The 20,217-nt window shown below is 67.7% G+C and carries 17 protein-coding genes; 8 read left to right on the top strand and 9 right to left on the bottom strand.

Annotated features, from left to right (window positions below; genetic code table 11):
• Window positions 1–17 precede the first annotated feature (17 nt).
• Window positions 18–506, top strand: coding sequence for a hypothetical protein (locus ACFC0O_RS04535; protein ID WP_375953797.1), 489 nt, complete (start codon window positions 18–20; stop codon window positions 504–506).
• Window positions 507–510: 4 nt separating this feature from the next.
• On the opposite strand, the gene ACFC0O_RS04530 is transcribed toward ACFC0O_RS04535, so the two are convergent.
• Window positions 511–1,101, bottom strand: a complete 591-nt coding sequence (locus tag ACFC0O_RS04530; RefSeq protein ID WP_375953795.1) for a TetR/AcrR family transcriptional regulator — start codon at window positions 1,099–1,101, stop codon at window positions 511–513.
• A 104-nt stretch (window positions 1,102–1,205) separates the two neighbouring features.
• On the opposite strand from ACFC0O_RS04530, the gene ACFC0O_RS04525 reads away from it, so the two are divergent.
• From ACFC0O_RS04525 to ACFC0O_RS04510, 4 genes are all read left to right on the top strand, one after another.
• Window positions 1,206–2,540, top strand: a complete 1,335-nt coding sequence (locus tag ACFC0O_RS04525) for an alpha/beta hydrolase family protein (RefSeq protein WP_375953793.1) — start codon at window positions 1,206–1,208, stop codon at window positions 2,538–2,540.
• Window positions 2,541–2,548: 8 nt separating this feature from the next.
• Window positions 2,549–3,496, top strand: coding sequence for a fumarylacetoacetate hydrolase family protein (locus tag ACFC0O_RS04520; RefSeq protein WP_375953791.1), 948 nt, complete (start codon window positions 2,549–2,551; stop codon window positions 3,494–3,496).
• Window positions 3,497–3,507: 11 nt separating this feature from the next.
• The gene (locus ACFC0O_RS04515) at window positions 3,508–4,242 is read left to right on the top strand and encodes an MBL fold metallo-hydrolase (RefSeq protein ID WP_375953789.1); all 735 of its coding nucleotides are present in this window, start codon (window positions 3,508–3,510) and stop codon (window positions 4,240–4,242) included.
• A 73-nt stretch (window positions 4,243–4,315) separates the two neighbouring features.
• Window positions 4,316–5,650, top strand: a complete 1,335-nt coding sequence (locus ACFC0O_RS04510) for a DoxX family protein (RefSeq protein ID WP_375953787.1) — start codon at window positions 4,316–4,318, stop codon at window positions 5,648–5,650.
• 4 nt (window positions 5,651–5,654) lie between these two features.
• Here the strand turns inward: ACFC0O_RS04510 and ACFC0O_RS04505 are convergent, their stop codons facing one another.
• From ACFC0O_RS04505 to ACFC0O_RS04475, 7 genes are read right to left on the bottom strand one after another with little or no spacing between them, the layout of a single operon-like run.
• Window positions 5,655–6,311, bottom strand: coding sequence for an NADPH-dependent F420 reductase (locus tag ACFC0O_RS04505; RefSeq protein WP_375953785.1), 657 nt, complete (start codon window positions 6,309–6,311; stop codon window positions 5,655–5,657).
• Between the two features lie 20 nt (window positions 6,312–6,331).
• Window positions 6,332–7,234: a catalase gene (locus tag ACFC0O_RS04500; protein WP_375953783.1), complete on the bottom strand. Its 903-nt coding sequence runs from the start codon at window positions 7,232–7,234 to the stop codon at window positions 6,332–6,334.
• Window positions 7,224–7,445 carry a hypothetical protein gene (locus ACFC0O_RS04495; RefSeq protein WP_375953781.1) on the bottom strand — a complete coding sequence of 74 codons (222 nt, stop codon included), beginning with the start codon at window positions 7,443–7,445 and terminating at the stop codon, window positions 7,224–7,226. The genes ACFC0O_RS04500 and ACFC0O_RS04495 overlap by 11 nt, the downstream gene beginning before the upstream one ends.
• A gap of 44 nt (window positions 7,446–7,489) precedes the next feature.
• Window positions 7,490–8,938 (bottom strand): aldehyde dehydrogenase family protein, encoded by a 1,449-nt coding sequence (locus ACFC0O_RS04490; protein WP_375953779.1) that lies wholly within the window; start codon window positions 8,936–8,938, stop codon window positions 7,490–7,492.
• A 33-nt stretch (window positions 8,939–8,971) separates the two neighbouring features.
• The gene (locus tag ACFC0O_RS04485) at window positions 8,972–10,483 is read right to left on the bottom strand and encodes a GMC family oxidoreductase (RefSeq protein WP_375953777.1); all 1,512 of its coding nucleotides are present in this window, start codon (window positions 10,481–10,483) and stop codon (window positions 8,972–8,974) included.
• 19 nt (window positions 10,484–10,502) lie between these two features.
• Window positions 10,503–11,609 carry an NAD(P)-dependent alcohol dehydrogenase gene (locus tag ACFC0O_RS04480; protein ID WP_375953775.1) on the bottom strand — a complete coding sequence of 369 codons (1,107 nt, stop codon included), beginning with the start codon at window positions 11,607–11,609 and terminating at the stop codon, window positions 10,503–10,505.
• Window positions 11,606–13,120 (bottom strand): GMC family oxidoreductase, encoded by a 1,515-nt coding sequence (locus ACFC0O_RS04475; RefSeq protein ID WP_375953773.1) that lies wholly within the window; start codon window positions 13,118–13,120, stop codon window positions 11,606–11,608. The genes ACFC0O_RS04480 and ACFC0O_RS04475 overlap by 4 nt, the downstream gene beginning before the upstream one ends.
• Window positions 13,121–13,360: 240 nt before the next feature.
• Here ACFC0O_RS04475 and ACFC0O_RS04470 point away from each other — a divergent pair, with 240 nt between their 5' ends.
• Both ACFC0O_RS04470 and ACFC0O_RS04465 read left to right on the top strand, forming a co-directional pair.
• Window positions 13,361–16,486, top strand: coding sequence for a BTAD domain-containing putative transcriptional regulator (locus tag ACFC0O_RS04470; RefSeq protein ID WP_375953771.1), 3,126 nt, complete (start codon window positions 13,361–13,363; stop codon window positions 16,484–16,486).
• Between the two features lie 87 nt (window positions 16,487–16,573).
• Window positions 16,574–17,863: an NtaA/DmoA family FMN-dependent monooxygenase gene (locus ACFC0O_RS04465; protein WP_375953769.1), complete on the top strand. Its 1,290-nt coding sequence runs from the start codon at window positions 16,574–16,576 to the stop codon at window positions 17,861–17,863.
• Between the two features lie 4 nt (window positions 17,864–17,867).
• On the opposite strand, the gene ACFC0O_RS04460 is transcribed toward ACFC0O_RS04465, so the two are convergent.
• Complete coding sequence (locus ACFC0O_RS04460; protein WP_375953767.1) at window positions 17,868–18,428, bottom strand: TetR/AcrR family transcriptional regulator; 561 nt, start codon at window positions 18,426–18,428, stop codon at window positions 17,868–17,870.
• A 154-nt stretch (window positions 18,429–18,582) separates the two neighbouring features.
• Between ACFC0O_RS04460 and ACFC0O_RS04455 the strand changes: the two genes are divergently transcribed.
• A complete protein-coding gene (locus tag ACFC0O_RS04455; protein ID WP_375953765.1) occupies window positions 18,583–20,037 on the top strand; it encodes an MFS transporter in 1,455 nt (484 codons plus the stop codon).
• Window positions 20,038–20,217: the final 180 nt, after the last annotated feature.

The following is a 20,217-nucleotide window of genomic DNA, read 5'->3' as shown; positions in this document are numbered from 1 at the left end:
CGAACAGGTTCGAAGCGGTGGAACGGCTGCGCCGGAAGCTGGAGAGTCTCAAGGCCGCCGAGACCGCCACGCCCGATGCGGAAGACGATGCGTCCGGGGTTACCCGGCTGCCGCGCCGCCCGCGGCGCATGCATGAGGAACCCGGTGCGCGCCCGGATCAGATCTGGCGTCCGGATGGCGGCACCATCTACGATCCCGCACCGACCCGGCCCGTACTGCGCTCGGAATTGCAGCGGGAGACAGGGTGGTGGCCGGTCGATCCGGGCCGGATGCCGCAGCCCGCGCCGCAGGATGATTCGGGTGCCGCCGGATCGGACGCGAACATTATCGATCTCGACGCTCTGCGGCGTAAACGCGCCGGTGACGCGCCCGCCGCCGGTATCCGGCGGATCGCGCGGCCGCGCCGAATCGGACAGTCGGGGGAGCCGACCGCGGCGGAGGGCAAGGCGGAAGGTCACGACGGCGACCCTGATTCGCCGCCGGATCCACCGATGCGACGACGCTGAGCCACTACCCGAGCGTGCGAATCACGCGGGTGACGAGGTGATCGACGAATTCGGCGTCCATCGGCTCACGGGTGAGGAAGTGCCGGAAGTGAATCGGCGCGATGAGCGATTCCAAGGCCGTGCGCGCATCGGTGCCGACCGGTAGTTCACCCCGGGTCACCGCACGGGTGATCATTGCCCGATTCGCTTCATAGCGTGTGTCCCAGAACATTTTTCGCGCCGCGGCGAGTTCCGCGGAATCGGTGGCGAAGGCGAGTGCGCGCGCCAGCCCGTTCCCCAGTGGCGTGTCGAAATAGGCGATGAGCGCCTGGGCGAACGCGGTGAGGTCGCCGCGCAGTTCACCGGTGTCGGGTAGCGGCAGGGTGCGTTCGCTCGCGGTGAGCATGATGTCCAGGATCAGGTTCTCGCGCGTACCCCAGCGGCGATAGATGGAACTGTCCCGCACGCCCGCGCGCCGACTGATATCGGGAATCCCGACCTTGTCGACGCCGTGTTCGGCGACCGCTTCGAGGACCGCGCGCTGCACGGCCTCGGTGACCTTCGCCGCGCGTCCGCCCGGTCGGCGCTGACGTGCGATGTTCTCGGCTTCGGACATGCCCGGAATTCTAAAGCAGAACTTCTTGCTTTTGCTCATTCCGGCTGTCTACTCTCGCTAAAGCGGAACATTCCGCTATTACGCTTGCGGCGAGAGGTACAACGATGACGTTGTCGGAGATCGGTGAACGAGTTCGAATTACCGCGCACGCGATGACCCACACCACCGAACGGGCGGCCCACCGCAGGGGCGTCGCGCCGTTCCTGCCCCGATTGTTCGCGGACCGGTTCACCCATCTCGGCGGGTTTCGGGCGCAGGAGTTCGCCCGCCAACTGGCCGGATGCCGATCCTTCGACGATGCGCGATGGGCCGGGTATTGGGAGGGCTTCGCGGGTGAACAGCTAGCGCGAGCCGACACGGCGCTAGCCCGACTCGGCGCGCCCGGCTCGGCGCAACTGCTCGATCCGGGCGCGGCCGTCGATTTGCGTGCCCTCGGCGCATTGCTCGCCCCGGCGGTGACGATCCTGGCCGATCGTGGCGCGGTCGCCGATCCCGATGCGGTGCAACGGTTTTGCGCCGCGCAACCTGATGCGGCCGATGCCGCGATCGCGATCGACGGGTTGATCAAGGCGCTGGTCTACGAGTTCGTCGCCGCCTGGCCGGGCTGGAGTCCGCGCCGGCTGCTCGCCTATGAGCGCTCGCATCGCCTGGGTGAAGTGCTGGTCCTCGCGCTGGCCCCGGCAATGGGCCTGACCGCCGAAGTGGTGCGCATTCCGATCGACGGCGATGAGGTGCGCGGAATCCTATTGCTGCCCAGCGGTTCCGATCGCGTACCGACCGTACTGGTCACCAATGGGCTGGAGGGCACGATCGCCGAGGTGCTGCTGCCGCTGCTCGCCCAGCGCGCGGCGAGGCTGGGCATATTCGTGATGGAGATGCCCGGCACGTATTCCTATCGCGTCCGGCTCTCGGACGCGGCCGAGCGCGCGTACTCCACGGTCATCGACCACCTATCCGCCGATGCGCGGATCGATGCCGATCGAATCGGCATGATGGGCTTCAGTTTCGGGGGCTACTGGTCCACCCGCATGGCGGCGGTCGATCCGCGGCTGCGGGTGGCGGTGTCCAACGGCCCGCTCAGCCATCGCAGTTTCGGCGCACTGAATTCGATCGGGATGCCCGAGATCATGATCTCGACATTGAATTCCACCCTGGGCACGCGCGGTACCCTCGAACTGACTCGCGAGCTCGCGAAACTCTCACTGGCGCAGCTGTATCGGCGCATCGACATCCCGCTATTGGTGATCAACGGCGCGCGAGACACGCTGGCCAGTACACAGGATTCGATCGATATCGCCATCGGCGCACCCAACGCGCAATTGGTGCTCTACGCCGATGACGACCACTGCGCCATGGGCAATGCCGAGCACTGGTCGGCGCTGTCGGCGACCTTCCTGCGCGACCACTTGACCGCCCCGATCGCCGTCGAGGTCGCATGATGGGCGGTATGACGACGACTCCGCCGCCGCGCATCCGCCGCGTTCTCAACCGTGCCGACAATCGCATCGACACCCAGATCGATACCGGTGACGGATGGCGCGGCGTCGATGAAAACGACAGCGCCGGTGGGATTTCCGTGATTCCGCCCGCGTTCAGCGCCGAATTCGAGATCGCCCGCTACGACCTGCTCGGCCTGCCCGACGGTGCGACCGTGCTACCGGTGTGCCCGGCGTCGTTCCGCGATTTCATGGTCTTCGAAAAGCATGCCGTCGATGCCGCGCGCGGTATGGCCGCACGATTCCTGCCCGCCGCGCACCGCATCGCCACGGCGTACGAGACGGTGACCCGTCGCACCTTCCCGCCGTTCCGCCCGAACGCGCTGTGGTACCGCGAGCCGATCTACTACATGTCCAACGCGCTGACCATTGTTCCCTCCGGAACGCCCGTCGCCCCGCCTTCCTACAGTCGCGCACTGGATTTCGAGCTCGAACTCGGCGTCGTCCTGGGCGCCCCGTTGCGTGATGCCACCGTCGACCAGGCGGCCGCCGCCATCGCCGCCGTGGTGGTGGTCAATGACTTCTCCGCCCGCGACGTCCAATTGGCGGAGATGCGTTCGGGTTTCGGGCCGCAGCGTTCCAAGCATTTCGCGACGTCCATATCGTCGACGGCCGTCGTGGGAGCGGCGCTTGCCGATCACCTGGATCAGCTCACGGCCACGGTGAGCATCAATGGAAATGTCATCTCGCACACCGGAACTCACGCCATGAAGTACTCGATGGCCGAGGCTATCGCTCACGTCTCGCGCGGCGAACAGCTCTTCCCGGGTGAACTGCTGTGCAGTGGTACTCTCCCCGGCGGCAGTGGTATGGAACTGGGGCGCTGGCTCGCCCCCGGTGATGAGCTGCGGCTGGAAATCGACGGCATCGGCGTCATCGAACACCGAATCCCCAACTGAGCGAGGCGTTTGTGAAGATCGACCAGATTTCCGATTCCGTCTACGTGGTGGCCGGAACCAATGTCAACTGGGCCCTGGTCACCGACGGCTCCGGCGTCACCGTTATCGACGCGGGCTACCCCGCCGACGCGGCCGACCTGCAGGACTCGGTCCGCCAGATCGGCCATCAACTCTCCGATATCGCCGCCGTGCTGCTCACCCACGCCCACCTCGACCACATCGGCGGCATCCCCGCCCTCGTCGAGCAGGTGGGCATGCCCGTCTACACCGGCCCCGAAGAAGTACGCCACGCCAAACGTGAATACCTCCAGCAGATCACCCCGGTGGAAATGGTGAAACGCCTCGGCTCCGCCCGCGGCCGCCGCTGGGTCACGCACACCGTCCGAGCCTGCTTCGGTCATATCAACATGTCCGTCCCCTCGGCCACCACCGCCGACGCAGCCACGCTCGCCGCCCTCCCCGGCGGCCTCGTCGCCGTACCCACCCCCGGCCACACCGATGGCCACACCGCCTACCTGCTGCCCTCCGAAGGCGTCCTGTTCTCCGGTGACACCCTCGTCACCGGCCACCCCCTCCTGCCGAATACCGGACTCCAACTCCTCCCGGGCTTCTTCAACCACAACGAGTCCGGCACCCGCGCCAGCGCCCTGCTCCTGGCCGATCAGCCCGCCAAGATCCTGGTCCCCGGCCACGGCCTCCCCACGACCTTCGACCCCGAGGAAGTCCGGCGCGCTTTCGAGTCTTAAGCGAACTCACCGGCCTCCTTTAAGGACCCACCCCTACGGTCGATCCGCAGCGTTCAGACGTGGGGGAGGGTCCATGGACACCGATGTGGTCAGTGCGCCCGAGGAACGCTGGCATCCGCTGACCCGTATCGGGTTTCGGTTCGGATGCTGTTATTTCGGATTGTTCGGGCTGGCGGGCGTGCTCGGGTTGATGCCGGTGCTGTTGGCGGGCATGGGAATTGACGCTGGGTGGGCGTCGGTGGTGAGTGTGCTGCGATGGGTGCGGCCGCCGATCGAGTGGACCGCCGCGCATGTGCTCGGGTTGCGGGTGGTCGGCACGCAGGTGGGGAGTGACAGCGCGTTCCAGTGGGCCGCTTTGTTTCTCATGGTGGTGGTCGCGGGGGTGGGGACCGCGGTGTGGTCGGTGCTGGATCGGCGCAGGGGGCGGTATCCGAAGTTGTTCGCGTGGTCGCGGGTGTATTTGCGGCTGGTGCTGGCGCTGGCGATGTTCTATTTCGGGATGGCGAAGGCGATTCCGACGCAGATGCCGTTCGTATTGAATCGGCTGGTCGAGCCGTACGGGAACTTCAGCCCGGAGGGTGTGCTGTGGTCGCAGGTCAGCGTGTCGCAGCCGTATGAGATCGCGCTCGGCGCGGCCGAATTGCTGGCGGGGTTGTTATTGCTGGTGCCGCGCGCCACGGCGGCGGGGGCGCTGTTGTGCGCGGTGGATATGACGCAGGTGTTCCTGCTGAATATGACCTATGACATTCGGCTCAAGACCGTGTCATCGCAGTTCCTGCTGTTGAGCCTGTTTCTGCTCGCGCCCTATGCGCGGCGGCTGTTCGCGGTGCTGTTCACCGACCGGGTCCCGCCCGCGATCCGGCCGGTCCCGCTGTTCGAATCGTTGCGGGCCAACCGGATCGCGCTGGTGGCGCAGGTGGCGGTGGGGCTGCTGCTGCTCGGGGTGATCGGTGTGCAGAGCTGGCGGCAGTGGCAGACGCCCACACCGGAGCTGTACGGGATCTACCGGGTGGATGGGTTCTCCTCCGAGGGGTATGCCCGAGATCCCCTGCTCACCGACGAATTGCGTTGGCGCAGGGTGATAGTCGACCGGCCGTTCCATGTATCGGATCCGCTGATGCTGACCATTCAGCATATGGACGATTCCTTCGAGATCTACGGCGGCACAATAGATCCCAGGAAGCATCACATCGATCTCGGTAACCGCATCGCACTGGGAACCTACGCCGAGACCCCGGTCCGGGTCCGGCTCACCTATTGGTGGCCGGGACCCGGTCGCCTGGTCATCGATGCCGACGATTACGCCGGGCATCGCATCCACGCCTGGTTCACCCAGCTCGACCCGAAGTCGTTCCCGCTCTTGGAACGTGGATTCAGCTGGGTGCAGGAGGAGCCCTACAACCGGTAGCGGGTCAGTGCGCGGCGAGCTGCGTGAGTGCGGCCTCGGCCTCGGCCCGGTTGACCGTGCGGCCGAGTGCGCCGAATTCGTGCAGGTCGCCGAAGACCTCGAGGCGAATGGAGGCGTCGATGCCACCGGCGTGCACCGGATCGAAACCGGCGGCCGAAATCAACTGGGCCACCGCCGTTCCCGCCGCCTCGTCATCGGTGGCGTAGAAGGCCACCGCGAGTTCCGGGGTGCAGCGGGCGGCGGTGTCGAGGGATTCGGCCGACAGGGTGCCGAACGCCTTGACCAGGCGGGTGTCCGCGGGCAGCAGGGCCGCCAGCAGCTGGCCGGAGGATTCGTCCGCGCCGATGGTCTTGACGAAGCCGCCCTGCCCGTCCGGTGCGATGGGGTTGGACGGGTCGACGATGATCTTGCCGTGCAGTCGATCACCGTAGGTGGCGACGAGTTCGCGGATGGTGTCGAACCAGACGGCCAGGATCAGGATATCGGCCCGGTCGACGGCCTCGTCGACGGTGACGGCGGTGGCATGCGCACCCAAATCCACTGCCTGCGAACGGGTTTCATCCAGCTCTCGCCCGGCGAGCAGAATATCCACCCCGCCCTCGGTGAGATGGGAGGCGAGGCGGCGGCCGATATTGCCGGTGCCGATAATGGCGATGGTCATGGGTGTTCTCCTTCGATGGGTTATCGAATGCGGCGGCGGCGTGCCGCCGTATAGATGGCGGATCGATCGGCGGCGAGTTGATCGCGCGGGGCGGTCATACCGGTGGGCAGTCGCAGCGGATCGAAATCCAGGTCGTGGTCGTCGATGATGTGGTCCAGGCGTAAACGCCCCAGCCGGATCAGACGCGGCGGATCCGCCCAGAGCGCGGTCGGATCGTGCACCGCGTCCCCGTCCGCCGGTAGCCGCGCGTACAGCCCGAAATGGGCCGGTAGCCGCCGCGCGAGATCCCGAGCCAGGTAATCGGCCGGAAAGTGGCCCGCGGCAAAGGGATCCAGTCCGGCCAGGCCCACCTCCGGATGCCATTCCAGCCTCGCCCAGGTCTGCCTGCCGTCGTGGGCGCGGAAGCCGAACGCGTGAATCGCGTGGTACCGCTGCGAGACATAGCTGGCGGGTGCGAGCCCGGAGCCCGCCGCCAGCGCGGCAGCGGCCTCCGGATGCCGTTCGGTGAACTCGGCCATCGCGCCCGGTATCGGTTCTCCGGTAACGGGATCGGGTGCGATCGCGGCGAAGAAGTCGAGCATGTCCGCGCCATTGCGCACGAAGAACACCGGCAGCGTGAACGCGGTCAGATCCGCGACCGGTGCCCCATGCAGTGCGAATCGCACCGAGAGTCCCTGATCGCCGGTGTGCGCGTCATGGCCGTGCGCATCGCCGCGGGTACCCGAGAAGCGCCCGACCACCGGTACCGGCCCGCCCGCGAATATCGCGGCCGCGGTCAGTTCGGCGGCGGTGTCCTCGGCCTGGAAGACGCCCGTCACCGCCGTGCCGCGACTGTGCAGCAGCCGCGTATGCGGTTCGGCGGGCAGCAGTTCGGCCATGCGTTCGGCCGATTCCTCTGCGGTGAGCTCATTGTCAGTGGTCATGGTGAAGTACTTCGTTCGCCGGATGGGGGTGCGGGGCGAGCCAGCCGCGCAGCAGGCCGCTGACGGCCGGGAGCGCCGCGAAGGTCATGAGCACGCTGAATAGCACGGTGAAAACCAAGGTGCGCAACACCAGTGGCGCACCGGCCAGCAGCGGACCCAGTACGGCATTGCCGAGCAATGAGATCGGGAAGATGGCCAGGCCCGAGGCCACCGCCTGTTTCCAGCGCGCCGGTCGCGGGCACGCGCAGGTGCTGATCATCCCCGGGGCGCGGGATGGACCATATGCTTGATCTCCTGGAACTCGCCGAGCCCGCGCAGCCCGTTGAGGCGGCCCATACCGCTCTGCTTGAACCCGCCCTCCTCGAACTGATCGACCACGACCGCCCAGGTATTGGTCCACACCGTCCCGGCCTGGAGTTCCCGCCCGACCCGCAGCGGGCGATCCACATCGCGGGTCCAAATGCTCGCGGCGAGACCGTATTCCGTGGCATTGGCGCGTGCGATGGCCTCGGCCTCATCGTCGAAGCGTTCGAAGGTGGCGACCGGCCCGAACACCTCGTGCTGCACGATGGGCGAGTTCAGATCGGCCACTTCGATCAAGCTGGGGTGGTAGTAGGCGTCGGGACCGGTGGTCAGCAATCCGCCGCGTTCCACGATGGTGGCGTATTCGGCGGCCTCGGCGACCGTGCGATCCACCCGCTCGGCATTGGCGCGATCGATCATCGGGCCCATCTCGCTGGCCGGATCGTCACCGGGGCCGACCCGCACCGCCGCAAGGGATTTCGCCATCCGATCGCGCAACTCGTCCGCGATACCGCGCTGGGCCAGAATGCGACTGCCGGTCATGCAGAACTGCCCGGTGAAGGTGGTGATCGCCTTGGTGAGCACCGGGACGACGACATCGAGATCGGCATCGTCGAACACCAGCATCGGGCTCTTACCGCCCAACTCCAGCGATAGCGGCTTGAGCGTATCGGCGGCATTGCGCATGATGATTCGCCCGACCATGGTGCTGCCGGTGTAACTGACGACATCGACCTCGGGCGAGGAAACCAGCAGCGGCGCACCGTCATTGCCGGATTCGGTGAAACAGTTCATCACACCGGCGGGCAGCGATTCGGTGGCCGCGATGATCTCGTACAGCAGGCCGTTGACCAGCCCGGTCTGACCGGGCAGCTTCATCGCGACCGTGCAGCCCGCCGCCAGCGCCGGTGCGAAGGACCGCACCGCCAGCACCACCGGCGAATTCCACGGCGCGATCACTCCGGCGACACCTGCGGCCTCGGTGAGCGTCATGGAGTACAGGCCGGGCTTGACCTCGGCGGCGCGCCCCGATTCGGCCAGTGCCAGCGCACCGTAGTAGCGCAGCTTGGGAATGCTGAGATCCACCTCGAAGGCGGCCTCCGCAAGGATCTTTCCATTCTCCCGGGCCAGCAGGGCGACGAGTTCATCGCGGCGTTCTGCCATCCGGTCGGCCATCTCGAACAGGGCGCGGGCGCGCAATTCCCGGTCCCGGGACCAGGTTCCGGTGCGGAAGGCGCGGCGCGCGGCGGTGATCGCGGCCTGTGCCTCGGCCGCACCGCCTTCGGCGAAGGTGCCCACCGGCTGTCCCGTCGCGGGGCTGTACGAGGTGCCGGTGGCGGTGCCCTCGTGCCAGGCTCCGTCGATCCAGTTGCGGGCGTGCGGAAGTCGATCGTTGGTCACTGAGTCTCCTGAATATGGTTGCTGGGCAGGTGATTACAGCTGTGCGGCGATATGTTCGGCGGCCATGATCACGGTGGCGTTGGTGGCCGCGGAGACCGCGTCGGGAAGGATGGACGCGTCCACCACGCGCAGCTTCCGCACCCCGCGCACCCCGCCCAGGCGATCCACCACCGCGTCCGGGTCATCGGCTCCGCCCATCGGTGCGGTGGAGCTCGGGTGGTGGTAGGTGTCGAGGGTGGCCAGCATCGCGGCCTCCACGTCGGCGTCGCCGAGAGCCGTTGCACCCGGGGCCATTTCGTGATCGATGAGATCGGACAGCGGTGCGGTGGCCCCGATCCGGCGGCTCAATGCGATGCCCTCGAGCAGGCGCTTGCGATCGGCGGGTTCGGCCAGGAAGTTCAGGTCGATGCGCGGCGCGTCGAGGGGATCACGGCTGCGCAGGGTCAGCGATCCACGCGAATGCGGCCGGGTCAGGGCGACCGCCAGTACGAACGCCGCACCGGTCGGACTCATGCTCTGATCGATCAGGTGGGTGGCGGTGATGTGCAGATCCAATTCACCCGCGGCCGCGTCCGAACTCGCGGTCCAGACCTTGGCCCCGATGACCGGATGCGCGCCGCCGATCCGATCGGGATGGGCGGCATAGGCGTTGTAGTAGAACGGGTGGTCATAGAGCGTACGCCCGACCGGAAGATCGGCGACGATCGGGATATCCAGTGCGGCAAGGTCTTCGGCCGGACCGATACCGGAGCGCAGCAGGATGGCGGCGGAACCGTAGGCGCCCGCGCTCAGAATCACCTCACCGGCGATCAGCTCGGAGCCGTCGGCCAGCAGTACTCCTCGCGCCTGCGCGGCGTCGCCCTGCTCGAACAGCACGCGATCCACGAGCGTATCCGCCCGGATCTCCAGATTCGGCCGGGCGCGCACGGCATCGGTGAGATAGGCCATGCCGGTATTGACCCGCACCCCGTCCGCCACATTCATGGCGTACGGCGCGACGCCGTAGGGCTGCGGACCATTGAAATCCTCGGTCGCCGGAATGCCGATCGCGAGCGCGGCATCGACGAAAGCCCTTTGCATATCGCTCAATTCGGCACGATCGAGCTGATGCACCGGCAGCGGTCCGCCGCGCCCGTGCCAATGCTCGTCACCCGCATCGGTGCGCTCGAGCGCGCGGAAGCTGGGCAGGACTTCCTCGAATGACCAGCCCGTCAGGCCGCGTGCGGCCCAGCGGTCGAAGTCCGCGGGCAGGGCACGGGCCACGACCGACCCATTGACGGCGGAACTGCCGCCGAGCACCTTGCCCCGGTACGCATGCACCGGATGGCCGATGACGCCGGGCTCGGAGGCATAACCCCAATCGTGTCCGGTGTATCCGCCCAGAATGTCGCTGGCGGCAACAGATTCCGGATACCCCGTCGCGGGATACGCGGGTCCGGCCTCCAGCAGCAGAACCCGTCGCTCCGGATTCTCGCTGAGCCGGGCGGCGAGCACCGCACCGGCGGAACCGCCACCGACAATGAGGATGTCGGGGGTGTGAGACATGGCTGTCCTTTCGGGAATGTCAGGGTGTGAGAACGGCTTTGACTGTTTTTCCGGCGCGTACGTCCGCGACGGCGCTGTTGATCTGCGCCAACGGATAGGTGCGGATCATGCGGCCGATCGGGAATCGGCCCGCCTGGAAGAGGTTGAGCAGGCGCGGGATCAGCACCGCCGGGGCCTGATGGCCCATCACCGATCCGGTGACGGTGCGGCCCTTGAGCAGTTCGAAGACATTGGCGCGCATGGCCGCATCCGGCGCGGTCACGCCGAGAATGGCGGCCGACCCGAGTGGCGCGAGGACCTCGACGGCGGTATTCATCACCTGCACCACGCCGGTCGACTCCACCGCGAAGTCGACGCCGCGCCCGCGGGTGAGTTCCCGAATCGCGGCGGCGGGATCCTCGACATCGGCGTCGATGGTGTCGGTCGCACCCAGATCCGTTGCGAGGGACAGCCGCTCGACATTGCGATCGACGACGATAATGCGCGCCGCCCCGGCGACCTCGGCCGCCATCAGGGCACTGAGCCCGACCGCCCCCGCACCGAAGACCGCGACCGTACTGCCCGCCTGTACCCGCAGCGAGTTCAGCACCGCGCCCGCACCGGTGATGACACCGCAGCCCATGGGCGCGAGCACCTCGAGAGGCAGCTGAGGATCGACCTTCACCGCACCGCGCGGATGCACCAAACCGTAGGTGGCGTGCGAGGACTGGCCGAAGAAGTGATCGTGCACCGGCTCGCCGTCGGCATCGCGCAACCCCACCGATCCGTCCGAGCGGACGGCATGGAAGTTGAGCGGAATATGGCGAACGCAGTAGGCGGGCTGCCCGGCCAGGCAATTCCCGCACAGGCCACAGGAATCCAGGCTCAGCAGCACCCGATCACCGGGCCGGAAGCCGCTGACCGCCGAACCGACGGCCACTACCTCCCCGGCTCCCTCATGCCCCAGCACGACCGGTCGCGGCGTCGGCACGGTGCCGCGCGCCGCTTCCAGATCGGTATGGCACAGTCCGGAAGCGATATAGCGGACCAGCATCTCGTCCGGCCGCGGATCTTCGAGTTCGAGCCGCTCCACGCTGAATTCGGCCGCGTTGTCGCGGGCGACCGATGCGGTGATCGTCAGGCTCATGCGGCGGTCCGGCCGAGCATGAGATCGGCGGCCTTCTCGGCGATCATAATGGTGGGGCCGTTGGTGTTTCCGCTTGGCAGTGCGGGCATGACGGACGCGTCGACCACCCGCAAGCCGTGTACGCCGTGCACCCGCAGTTCGGGGTCGACGACCGCGAGCGCGTCCAGACCCATACGCGCCGTGCCGATCTGGTGATGTCCGCTGACCACGGTCGCGCGGGCGTGATCGCGCAACTGCTCCCGGGTGCGCACCGCGGGTCCGGGTACCGCCTCACCGTCCGTCCATTCGCGTAGCGCGTCCTGGGCGGCGATCTCGCGCAGCAATTCGAGATTGTCCACCAGGGTCTCGAGATCGCGCGGATCGGAGAAGACCTTCGGGTCGTAGCTCGGCGCGATCGTGGGATCGGCCGAGCGCAAACGCATTTCGCCACGGCTGTACGGATGCAACAGCTGTGCGACCGCCGAGAATCCGTGCTCGGGCAGTGCGCGATCGGGCAGCGGATAGACCCAGGACAGGAATAGCGGCTGGATATCCGGGGCGATCAATCCGGGGCGCGTGGCGGTGAACAGATGCGCCTCCAGGCCCTGCGCGGACCACTCCGGGGTCGGCCCGGTGGCACGCCAGATGAGCGGGCTGGACCAGTGATCCTGGAGGTTCCGGCCGACCCCGGGCAGATCGGTGCGCACCCGCAGACCGAACGACCGGAGGTGTTCGGCCGGACCGAGGCCCGAGAGCATCAGCAGCTGCGGCGATCCCAGCACCCCGGCGGACAGGACGACCTCGGCGTCCGCGTGCGCGGTATGCGCCACCCCGTCCACCAGATATTCGACGCCCACCGCGCGGTCCTGTTCGAACAGCACCCGGGTGGCATGCGCTCCGGTGACCACCGTCAGGTTCGGGTTCCCGGCGATGGGCTGCCCGTAGCCCACCCAGGTGCTCTGCCGCCGATGATCGCGAATGGTGTGCTGGGTGTAGCTGACACCGGTGATATCGCCGCTGTTGTAATCCTCGTTGAACGGCAGCCCGTACTGTCCGGCCGCCTCCACCCAGGCTTTGACAAGGGCGTTCGGTCCCGGATTGCGCTGCACCCAGAGCGGTCCGTCGATACCGCGACCGCCGTCGGGTCCGCCCTCGAAATGTTCGAGCCGCCGGAAGTAGGGCTCCACGCCCCGCCAATCCCAGCCCGCCGCACCCTGATACGCCCAGGCGTCATAGTCCGCGGCGATACCGCGCACATAGATCATGCCGTTGAAGGCACTGCTGCCGCCGAGCGTCCTACCGCGCGGCCAGGGCAGCCGTCGCCCGTCGGCATGGGTCTGCGGTTCGGTGCTGAAGCCCCAATCCACCGCACTGCCCCACAGTTCGATCGACCGGACCGGATCGTGGATGGCCGGATTCGTATCGGCCGGACCGGCTTCCAACAGCAGCACCCGGTGACCGGCGTCGACCAGCCGCCGGGCCAGCACCACACCCGCCGAACCGGCGCCGACGATGATGTAGTCGTGGTTCATCGACCGCAGCCCTTCTCGTTTCGCGAACGCGCCGGAAACCCGGCGCCGGGCAAACCATGTTCTCGGTCACTGAAAATGCTCTGGATGGATTCAGAACGGCCAGGTCAGCGGTATATGCGCTGGTTCGGTGCGCGGGCGGGGCGGCGGAACCGGTCATGCGACTGACTACGCTGTGCGAGTTCGAGAAGCGGCAGCTATGCGGAGGAAGGAAGCCCCCGGCCGGGCGCAAGGCGCAAGACAATGGCGACAATTCGCATCAACCTGCTCAACGGTGTCGAGGTGCTCCGCGACGATCAACCCGTGCCCTCGGGTCCGCCGCAGCGCTGTGCGCTGCTGGCCGCACTGGCCCTGCGCCGCGGGCGCTGGGTGCCCGCGACCGTACTGCTCGACGGCCTCTACGACGGCGATGTCCCCGCCAGCGGCACCGGTTTGATCCAAACCCACATCTCCGCCCTGCGCCGCGTCCTCGAACCCGACCGCGCACCCCGCGCCGAACCGCGAGTGCTGCTGTCCGGACATGGCGGGTACCAATTGCGGATCACCGATGACCAGGTCGACGCCGGAATCTTCGACGCCCTGGTCGCACGGGCGGAACACGCTCGCGCCCAAGGGGATTGGCAGACCGCGGACCAGCTCTACACCCACGCGCTACCGCTGTGTTCGGGCGAACCCCTGGCCGGACTGCCCGGCCCGGCGGCCTCCGCCCAGCGCGCGGTGCTCCGCGAGCGCTACCTCTCCGCCCTGGAGGAAAGCCTCTTCGTGGCCTCCATGCTCGGCCGCACCGACCGGGTCCTGGACCGCCTGCGCCCCCTGGTCGGCGAACACCCGCTCCGCGAACGCGCCGCCGAACTCCTCATGCGCGCCCTGGTCCGCCAGGGCCGCCGCTCCGAAGCCCTCGAGGTCTACACCCGCACCCGCCGCGCCCTGATCGACACCCTCGGCGTCGAACCGGGCAATGACCTTCGCACCCTGCAAACCAGCATCCTTGCCGGACAACCGATCCCGAGCCCCACCCGCCATCCGTCGTCGCCAGACTTGTTCCCGGCTGTGCTGTCCCGTCGGCCCAACGACGGCACGGCGGGAGTTACCGCGTCCCCGGTTCCCGCGACCGTTGCATCGAGTGATGAAAGTGCGCGGTATCGATCCTCCACCTCCGAGGCGATCGATTTACGGGAATCCCCGGCGCCGGCGACCATTCGACCGGGCGTACTGGGTGCCGCCGAAATCGCGGCGCTGGCCGAGCGGGTGCTGGGAATCCCCGGCGGCCGGTTCGCGCTTGACATTCATCGGGCCACCGGCGGCTCTCCGGTGCTGGTCACCGCGCTGCTGAAAGACCTTGCCCTGCTGGATGATCCGCCGTGCGTTCCGGAGTATCTTGCGAACGGAAACTACACGCGCGCGGTTCGCCGGCAACTCGATCAGCTCGCACCGGCCACGGTCCGAGCGCTCCGCGCGATCGCGGTGCTCCACGAGTACGCCGCACCGCCGGAGGTGGTGGCCGCCGCCTGCGGCCAGTCCGACAGCGAATTCCGGGACAGCTGCGGCACACTGATGGCTCACGGCATTACGGCTCCGCCTCGGCCGCGCCACGGCACAGCGGTCGACGAGGCCGAGGGGTATCCGGGGTACGACTCGGCTCGCACGTCGGCCTCGGCGGTCGGTGTGCATCAGCGGCCGGTCGGCGGGGGCGCGGCTCATCCGACGGCCGTATCCGGTGGTGCGCCGGAGCTGTCTCGGCTGCGGCATGCGTTGCCCGCCAATACCTTGCGCCGATTGTGCACACGCGAAGAGGTGCAGGGCATGCTGGCGGCGGCGGCCCAGCGTGCGGCGGTGCTGACCGGGGACAGTCGGGTGGCGGCGCGGTATCTGCGGGAGTTGTCGGGGGAGCGGTGGGCGGAGTGGGTGCCCACGCTGGTGGACGCGGGGGCGGAAGCTGTTCGGGCGCTGGAGCTTCCGGAGGCGATCGGGTATCTCGAAGTGGCGCAGCGGGTATGCGCGCCGGAACAGCGTGATGAGATCGGAGTGCGGCTCGGGCTGGTCAAGCAGTGGACCGATCCGGTGGCGGCGCGGGCGTACTTCGAGCGGGCGCTGATGGGGCAGCGGGCCGCGAAAGTGGCTCCGACGGCGTTGATTCCGCTCGCGTGGACGCTGGTCACCTCGGGGCAGACGCAGGATGCCGAGGCACTGCTGGACGAGGTGATCGCCGAGACCGCCGGTCATGATCCCGAGGCCGCGCGGACGCTGCGGGCCTCGCGCTGGATGGTTACCGGGCTGACCTCGCGGGCGTGGAACGCATACCTCGCGCGCACCCGCGCGGAAGCCGCGCCCGATGCGGTGACCGAGGCCGTGCTCGCGATCGATGACCTTGTGGCCGTGCGTATTTCGGCGCACGAGGCGCGGTCACGCTTCGAAGCCGCGGCGGGTGGGACGACGGGGGAATACATCCCGCCCGAGCTGCTCGGCATCCAGGCCCATATCGCGCTGTGGACCGATGAGGTGACCCTCGCCGGTCAGCTCACCGGTCAGGGCGATGACAGGTACTTCGGCATGCTTGACACCTATCGGCTCATGCTGCACACCGAAGTGCTGCTGCGCCAGGCCCGTTACGCCGAGGCCGCACGGACCTGCGCGCTGGTGGCCGTGGCCGCCCCCGCGTCGGTCCGGCGTCCGGCCGGGCTGGTCGCCCTCTACGCCGCGGCGCTGCTCGGAGCCGGGCGCATCGAGGAGGCCGACCGCTTGCTCGAACCCGCCCACATCCACGCCAATTCCGAGTCCTGGGAATGGATTACGGTCACCTACGTGCGCGCCATGCTGTGCGCCGCGCAGGGCCGCTCGCGCGAGGCCGCCGGTCATTTCCTGGACTGCGGTCGCCGTCTGGCCGCCTGGCAGCAGCACAATCCCTCCCACCTACCCTGGCGCAGTTCGGCCGCCCTGCAACTCAGTGCGCTGGGCGAGCTGGACGAGGCCCGCCGCCTGGCCGCCGAGGAACTCGAACTGGCCATCCGCCTGAACACCCCGGTCGCCCTGGGCCGGGCCTGGCGCGCGGTCGCCCTGGCCGCGGCGGACCAGACCACCTCCGAATCGCTCTGTCGCGCGGTCGCATATCTCGAATGCGGCGAGTCCGTCCCGGAGCTGCTCGCGGCCCTGATCGATCTCGCCGATACCCACGCGGCCACGGGTCACACGGCACTCGCGCGAACCACCCTCCGGCGAGCCCGCGCGCTGGCCGACTCCCGCGCGGTGCGAGTCGTGCTGGCCCTGATCGATCAACGCCTGTCGGCTCTGTCGTCCTTCGCTCCTGCGGGGTCCGGGCAAGACCGGTCCCGCCCGGATGACGCGATCCTCGAGCCCGCCGGTTCCGCATGATGTTCGCGCCCCGCACTCGCGGGCGGGTTCGGTTCACGGCGAGGGTAACCCTCGCCGGGAGGCGACCCGGGTTCTAGCGTCGAGGGAATGGGTGATTCGCGGCGGCTGTTGAAAACGGTTACGGGAGTTAGCGGTTCGGTGGATGTGTATGCCGCCGCACTGGATCCGGGGCGATCGACGCTGGAGTCGTCGATCGAGATCGCGAAACTGGCGGAGGCCCATGGGTTCGACGCGCTGTTCGCGGCGGATCTGCTGAGTTTCGGGGCGCAGGGGGCGATCGGTGCGCAGGAGCCGTTGATCTTCCTCGCCGCGTTGAGCGCGGTCACCGAGCATGTGGGGTTGATCGCCACGGTGACGACCACCTTCCACCATCCCTATAACCTTGCGCGCCTGTTCGGCACCCTCGATCACGTCAGCAATGGCCGCGCGGCCTGGAACGCGGTCACCTCGTCACTGGGCGAGGAGAACTACAGCTCGGGCGACCTCCCGAGTCCTGAGGATCGATACCGCCGCGCGGGTGAGTCCCTGGAAATCGTCAACGCGCTGTTCGACAGCTGGCGGCCGGGCGCGCTCACCCCGGACGGACACGGCGGCGTGGTGCTGAACGCGGATCTGGTCGAGCCGATCGACCACACGGGCGAATTCTTCACCGTGCGCGGGCCGTTGAACATTCCACCGCTGCCGCAACGACGTCCGGTGCAATTCCAGGCCGGGCAGTCCGAGGCGGGCGTCGAACTGGGCGCACGGTTCGCCGAGGTCGTCTTCACTTCCCTGCCCACCCTCGAGGACGCCGTCACCTACACCAAGAAGATCCGTTCGCGCGCTACGGAATTGGGCCGGGCCGATGGACTGCCGCTGATCATGAGCTCCTTCCACGCCACCTACGGCGCTTCCGAGGACGAGGTGCGGCGACTGGTGCGCGAGCGCGATGAGGCCACCGATTTCGACTCGGGACGGCTCGCGCTCGCCGATATGCTCGGCGGCGGTGTCGACCTGTCCGAACTGCCCCTGGACAAGCCCATCCCCGAAGACCTGCTGCCCGATGCGCGCTCGGTGCACCGTCGTCGCGGCCGGGTGGAGATCTTCAATAACTTCGCGCGCTCGGGAAAGACCTTGCGCGAGTTGATCATCGCCGCCAAGGACACCGGCCACTGGGCCGCCGCGGGCACCCCCGAACAGCTCGCCGACGTCATCGCCGAGCGCTATGACGCGGGCGTACTCGATGTCATCTCGCTCGGCGGTCTGGCCGATCCGCGCACCCGTGACTTCCTGCTGAACGGCCTGCTGCCCGAACTCCGCCGTCGCGGCATCGTCGGAACCGGTTACACCGGAACGACTTTCCGCGAGAACCTGGAACTGCCGCCGCTGCCGAACTGATCGGCTACTCGGCCGCGCCCGCACCGGGCGCGGCCCGCAATCCGTCGACGGTTACCGCGATGAGCCGCTCGGCCGCATCGGGCGTGGTCTCGCAGGCAATGCCGATTCCGTGCCCGAGCCGGACCAGATCGCGCGGTTCGATATCCGCGCGCACCGCGCCCGCCTGCTGAGCGGCCTCGAGCAGCGCGTTCGCCGCGTCATTGATCGCGGACCGGCACAGTGTGAAAGTCGGTGAATTGTGGTCCATTCCGGCCTTGAGCGTGGTCGCCAGACTGCGATTGGCCATCACCCACTGCACCTGTTCGCGCAGCCAGTACTCGAAAGCCGTCGCGCCCGAATGCTCTTCGAGTAGTTCATAGGCGCGCCCGCTCAACTGCTCGATATTGGACCGGTAGACGGCCTCGATGAGCGCTTCGCGATTGGGGAAGTGCCGGTACAGCGTCCCGATGCCGACGCCGGTGCGCCGCGCGATCTCCTCCAGCGCCACCTCGGGTCCGAGTTCGGCGAAAGCCTCCCGGGCGACCGTCAGAATGCGCTCGTAATTGCGGCGTGCGTCGGCGCGCATCGGCTTCTCCGTCGGCGGTGCTCCCACGAACCCTCCACTAGAAAACGGATGGACCCTCCGGATACACTTGCGCAAGTGGAGGGCTCCTCCATATGATAGCTCTATCGGAAACGGAGGATGCCTCCGTTTGATTCCGAGTCATATCTTCCTTTCGATGGAGCGATCCTTGTCGACCACCCTTTCTTCGAATGCCGCTGTCGCGGGTACTAGAGCTCCCGCGACCGAACCCCGCCGGATCCGCTCCGGCATCGTGCTGGCCACCCTCCTGACCTGCCAATTGATGATCGTCCTGGATATCACCGTGATGAATGTGGCGCTGCCGCGCATTCAGGCGGATCTGCATTTCAGCCCGACCGGCCTGTCCTGGGTGATGAACGCGTACACCCTGGTCTTCGGCGGATTGCTGCTGCTCGGCGGCCGAGCCGGTGACCTCTTCGGTCGCCGCAACCTCTTCATCGCCGGGGCGGCCCTGTTCACCCTGGCCTCGCTCGCGGGCGGCTTCGCGCCCTCGGCCACCTGGCTGCTCATCGCGCGAGTGGTGCAGGGGATCGGCGCGGCCATGGCTGGACCCAGCACCCTCGCACTCCTGACCACCACCTTCTCCGATCCCAAGGCCCGAATTCGGGTGCTGGCCTTGTTCTCCGGCATGTCCAGCGCGGGTTTCGCGATCGGCCTGATCGTGGGCGGTCTGCTCACCGAATGGCTGAGCTGGCGCTCGGTGCTGTTCATCAATGTGCCGTTCGGGCTGGCGGTCGTGGTGCTCGCACTGCGCTATCTGCCCCGCGCGCAACGGCAACCGGCACATCTGGATCTGCCCGGTGCGATCACCGCGACCGGCGGTGTGGCCGCGCTGGTGTACGGCTTCATCAATGCCGCCGCGCACGGCTGGGGTAAGCCGGAGACCGACATCTCGCTGGCGACGGGCGTCATTCTCATCGCCGCCTTCCTGGTGATCGAATCCCGCACCGCGCAACCGCTGTTGCCGCTGCGGCTGTTCGCCGATCGCAATCGCGCCGCCGCCTACGCGAGCATGTTCCTCGCGCCCATGGCGGGTATGTCGATGTTCTTCTTCCTCACCCAGTTCCTCCAGGACGTGCTCGGATTGAGTGCGCTGGCAACGGGTTTCGCCTTCCTGCCGACCGCCCTGCTGATGTTCACCATGATTCGCATGATTCCGCGCCTGCTACCGCGCTTCGGCCCGAAGCCGCTGACCATGATCGGCACCGCGTCGATGGTCACCGGCCTGCTGCTGCTCACCCAGCTCACCGAGCACAGTGGTTACTTCCCGGTACTGTTCGCGGCCATGCTGCTGATGGGATGCGGTATCGGACTGGCGGTTTCACCGCTGAACGTGATCATCATGTCGAACGTCGAACCGCATGAGGCCGGTGCCGCGGGCGGCGCGTTGCAGACATTGCAGCAGACGGGCGCGTCGCTGGGTCTGGCGATCCTGGTGACCGTCTTCGGCACCGCCTCGCGCGGTGCGGGCGGTACCGCACAGCATGCCCTGGTCAGCGGTATGACCACGGCGTTTGCCGCGGCGGCGGGTATTGCGGCGCTGACCTTCGCCGTCGCCCTCACCTATCGGAACCTGAGCACATCGAAGTGAAAATCGATGCACGACACACGCGGAAGGAGATTGCTTCCCGGGTGGATCGCTGATCTCTGCAAGGATGTCGAGCTGGACTGTTCTTTGGCAGCTGCTTCGCCGGATACCACCGTAGGGGGCGGCGAGGCAGCCGAGGATCCGGAGGCTTCTCTGTGGATGTCCGAAAATCAGCGCAAGACC

Origin of the sequence: Nocardia sp. NPDC056100, assembly GCF_042266325.1 — a bacterium.
Taxonomy (GTDB): domain Bacteria; phylum Actinomycetota; class Actinomycetes; order Mycobacteriales; family Mycobacteriaceae; genus Nocardia.
Note: the sequence above shows the minus strand (reverse complement) of the source record. Positions and strands in the feature narration are given on the sequence as shown.

Bases quoted from the DNA above. Each gene is read 5' to 3' on its own strand.
- ACFC0O_RS04530 (WP_375953795.1), bottom strand. From the start codon at position 1,101: ATGTCCGAAGCCGAGAACATCGCACGTCAGCGCCGACCGGGCGGACGC.
- ACFC0O_RS04525 (WP_375953793.1), top strand. From the start codon at position 1,206: ATGACGTTGTCGGAGATCGGTGAACGAGTTCGAATTACCGCGCACGCG.
- ACFC0O_RS04520 (WP_375953791.1), top strand. From the start codon at position 2,549: ATGACGACGACTCCGCCGCCGCGCATCCGCCGCGTTCTCAACCGTGCC.
- ACFC0O_RS04510 (WP_375953787.1), top strand. From the start codon at position 4,316: ATGGACACCGATGTGGTCAGTGCGCCCGAGGAACGCTGGCATCCGCTG.
- ACFC0O_RS04505 (WP_375953785.1), bottom strand. From the start codon at position 6,311: ATGACCATCGCCATTATCGGCACCGGCAATATCGGCCGCCGCCTCGCC.
- ACFC0O_RS04500 (WP_375953783.1), bottom strand. From the start codon at position 7,234: ATGACCACTGACAATGAGCTCACCGCAGAGGAATCGGCCGAACGCATG.
- ACFC0O_RS04485 (WP_375953777.1), bottom strand. From the start codon at position 10,483: ATGTCTCACACCCCCGACATCCTCATTGTCGGTGGCGGTTCCGCCGGT.
- ACFC0O_RS04480 (WP_375953775.1), bottom strand. From the start codon at position 11,609: ATGAGCCTGACGATCACCGCATCGGTCGCCCGCGACAACGCGGCCGAA.
- ACFC0O_RS04475 (WP_375953773.1), bottom strand. From the start codon at position 13,120: ATGAACCACGACTACATCATCGTCGGCGCCGGTTCGGCGGGTGTGGTG.
- ACFC0O_RS04470 (WP_375953771.1), top strand. From the start codon at position 13,361: ATGGCGACAATTCGCATCAACCTGCTCAACGGTGTCGAGGTGCTCCGC.
- ACFC0O_RS04465 (WP_375953769.1), top strand. From the start codon at position 16,574: ATGGGTGATTCGCGGCGGCTGTTGAAAACGGTTACGGGAGTTAGCGGT.
- ACFC0O_RS04460 (WP_375953767.1), bottom strand. From the start codon at position 18,428: ATGCGCGCCGACGCACGCCGCAATTACGAGCGCATTCTGACGGTCGCC.
- ACFC0O_RS04455 (WP_375953765.1), top strand. From the start codon at position 18,583: ATGGAGCGATCCTTGTCGACCACCCTTTCTTCGAATGCCGCTGTCGCG.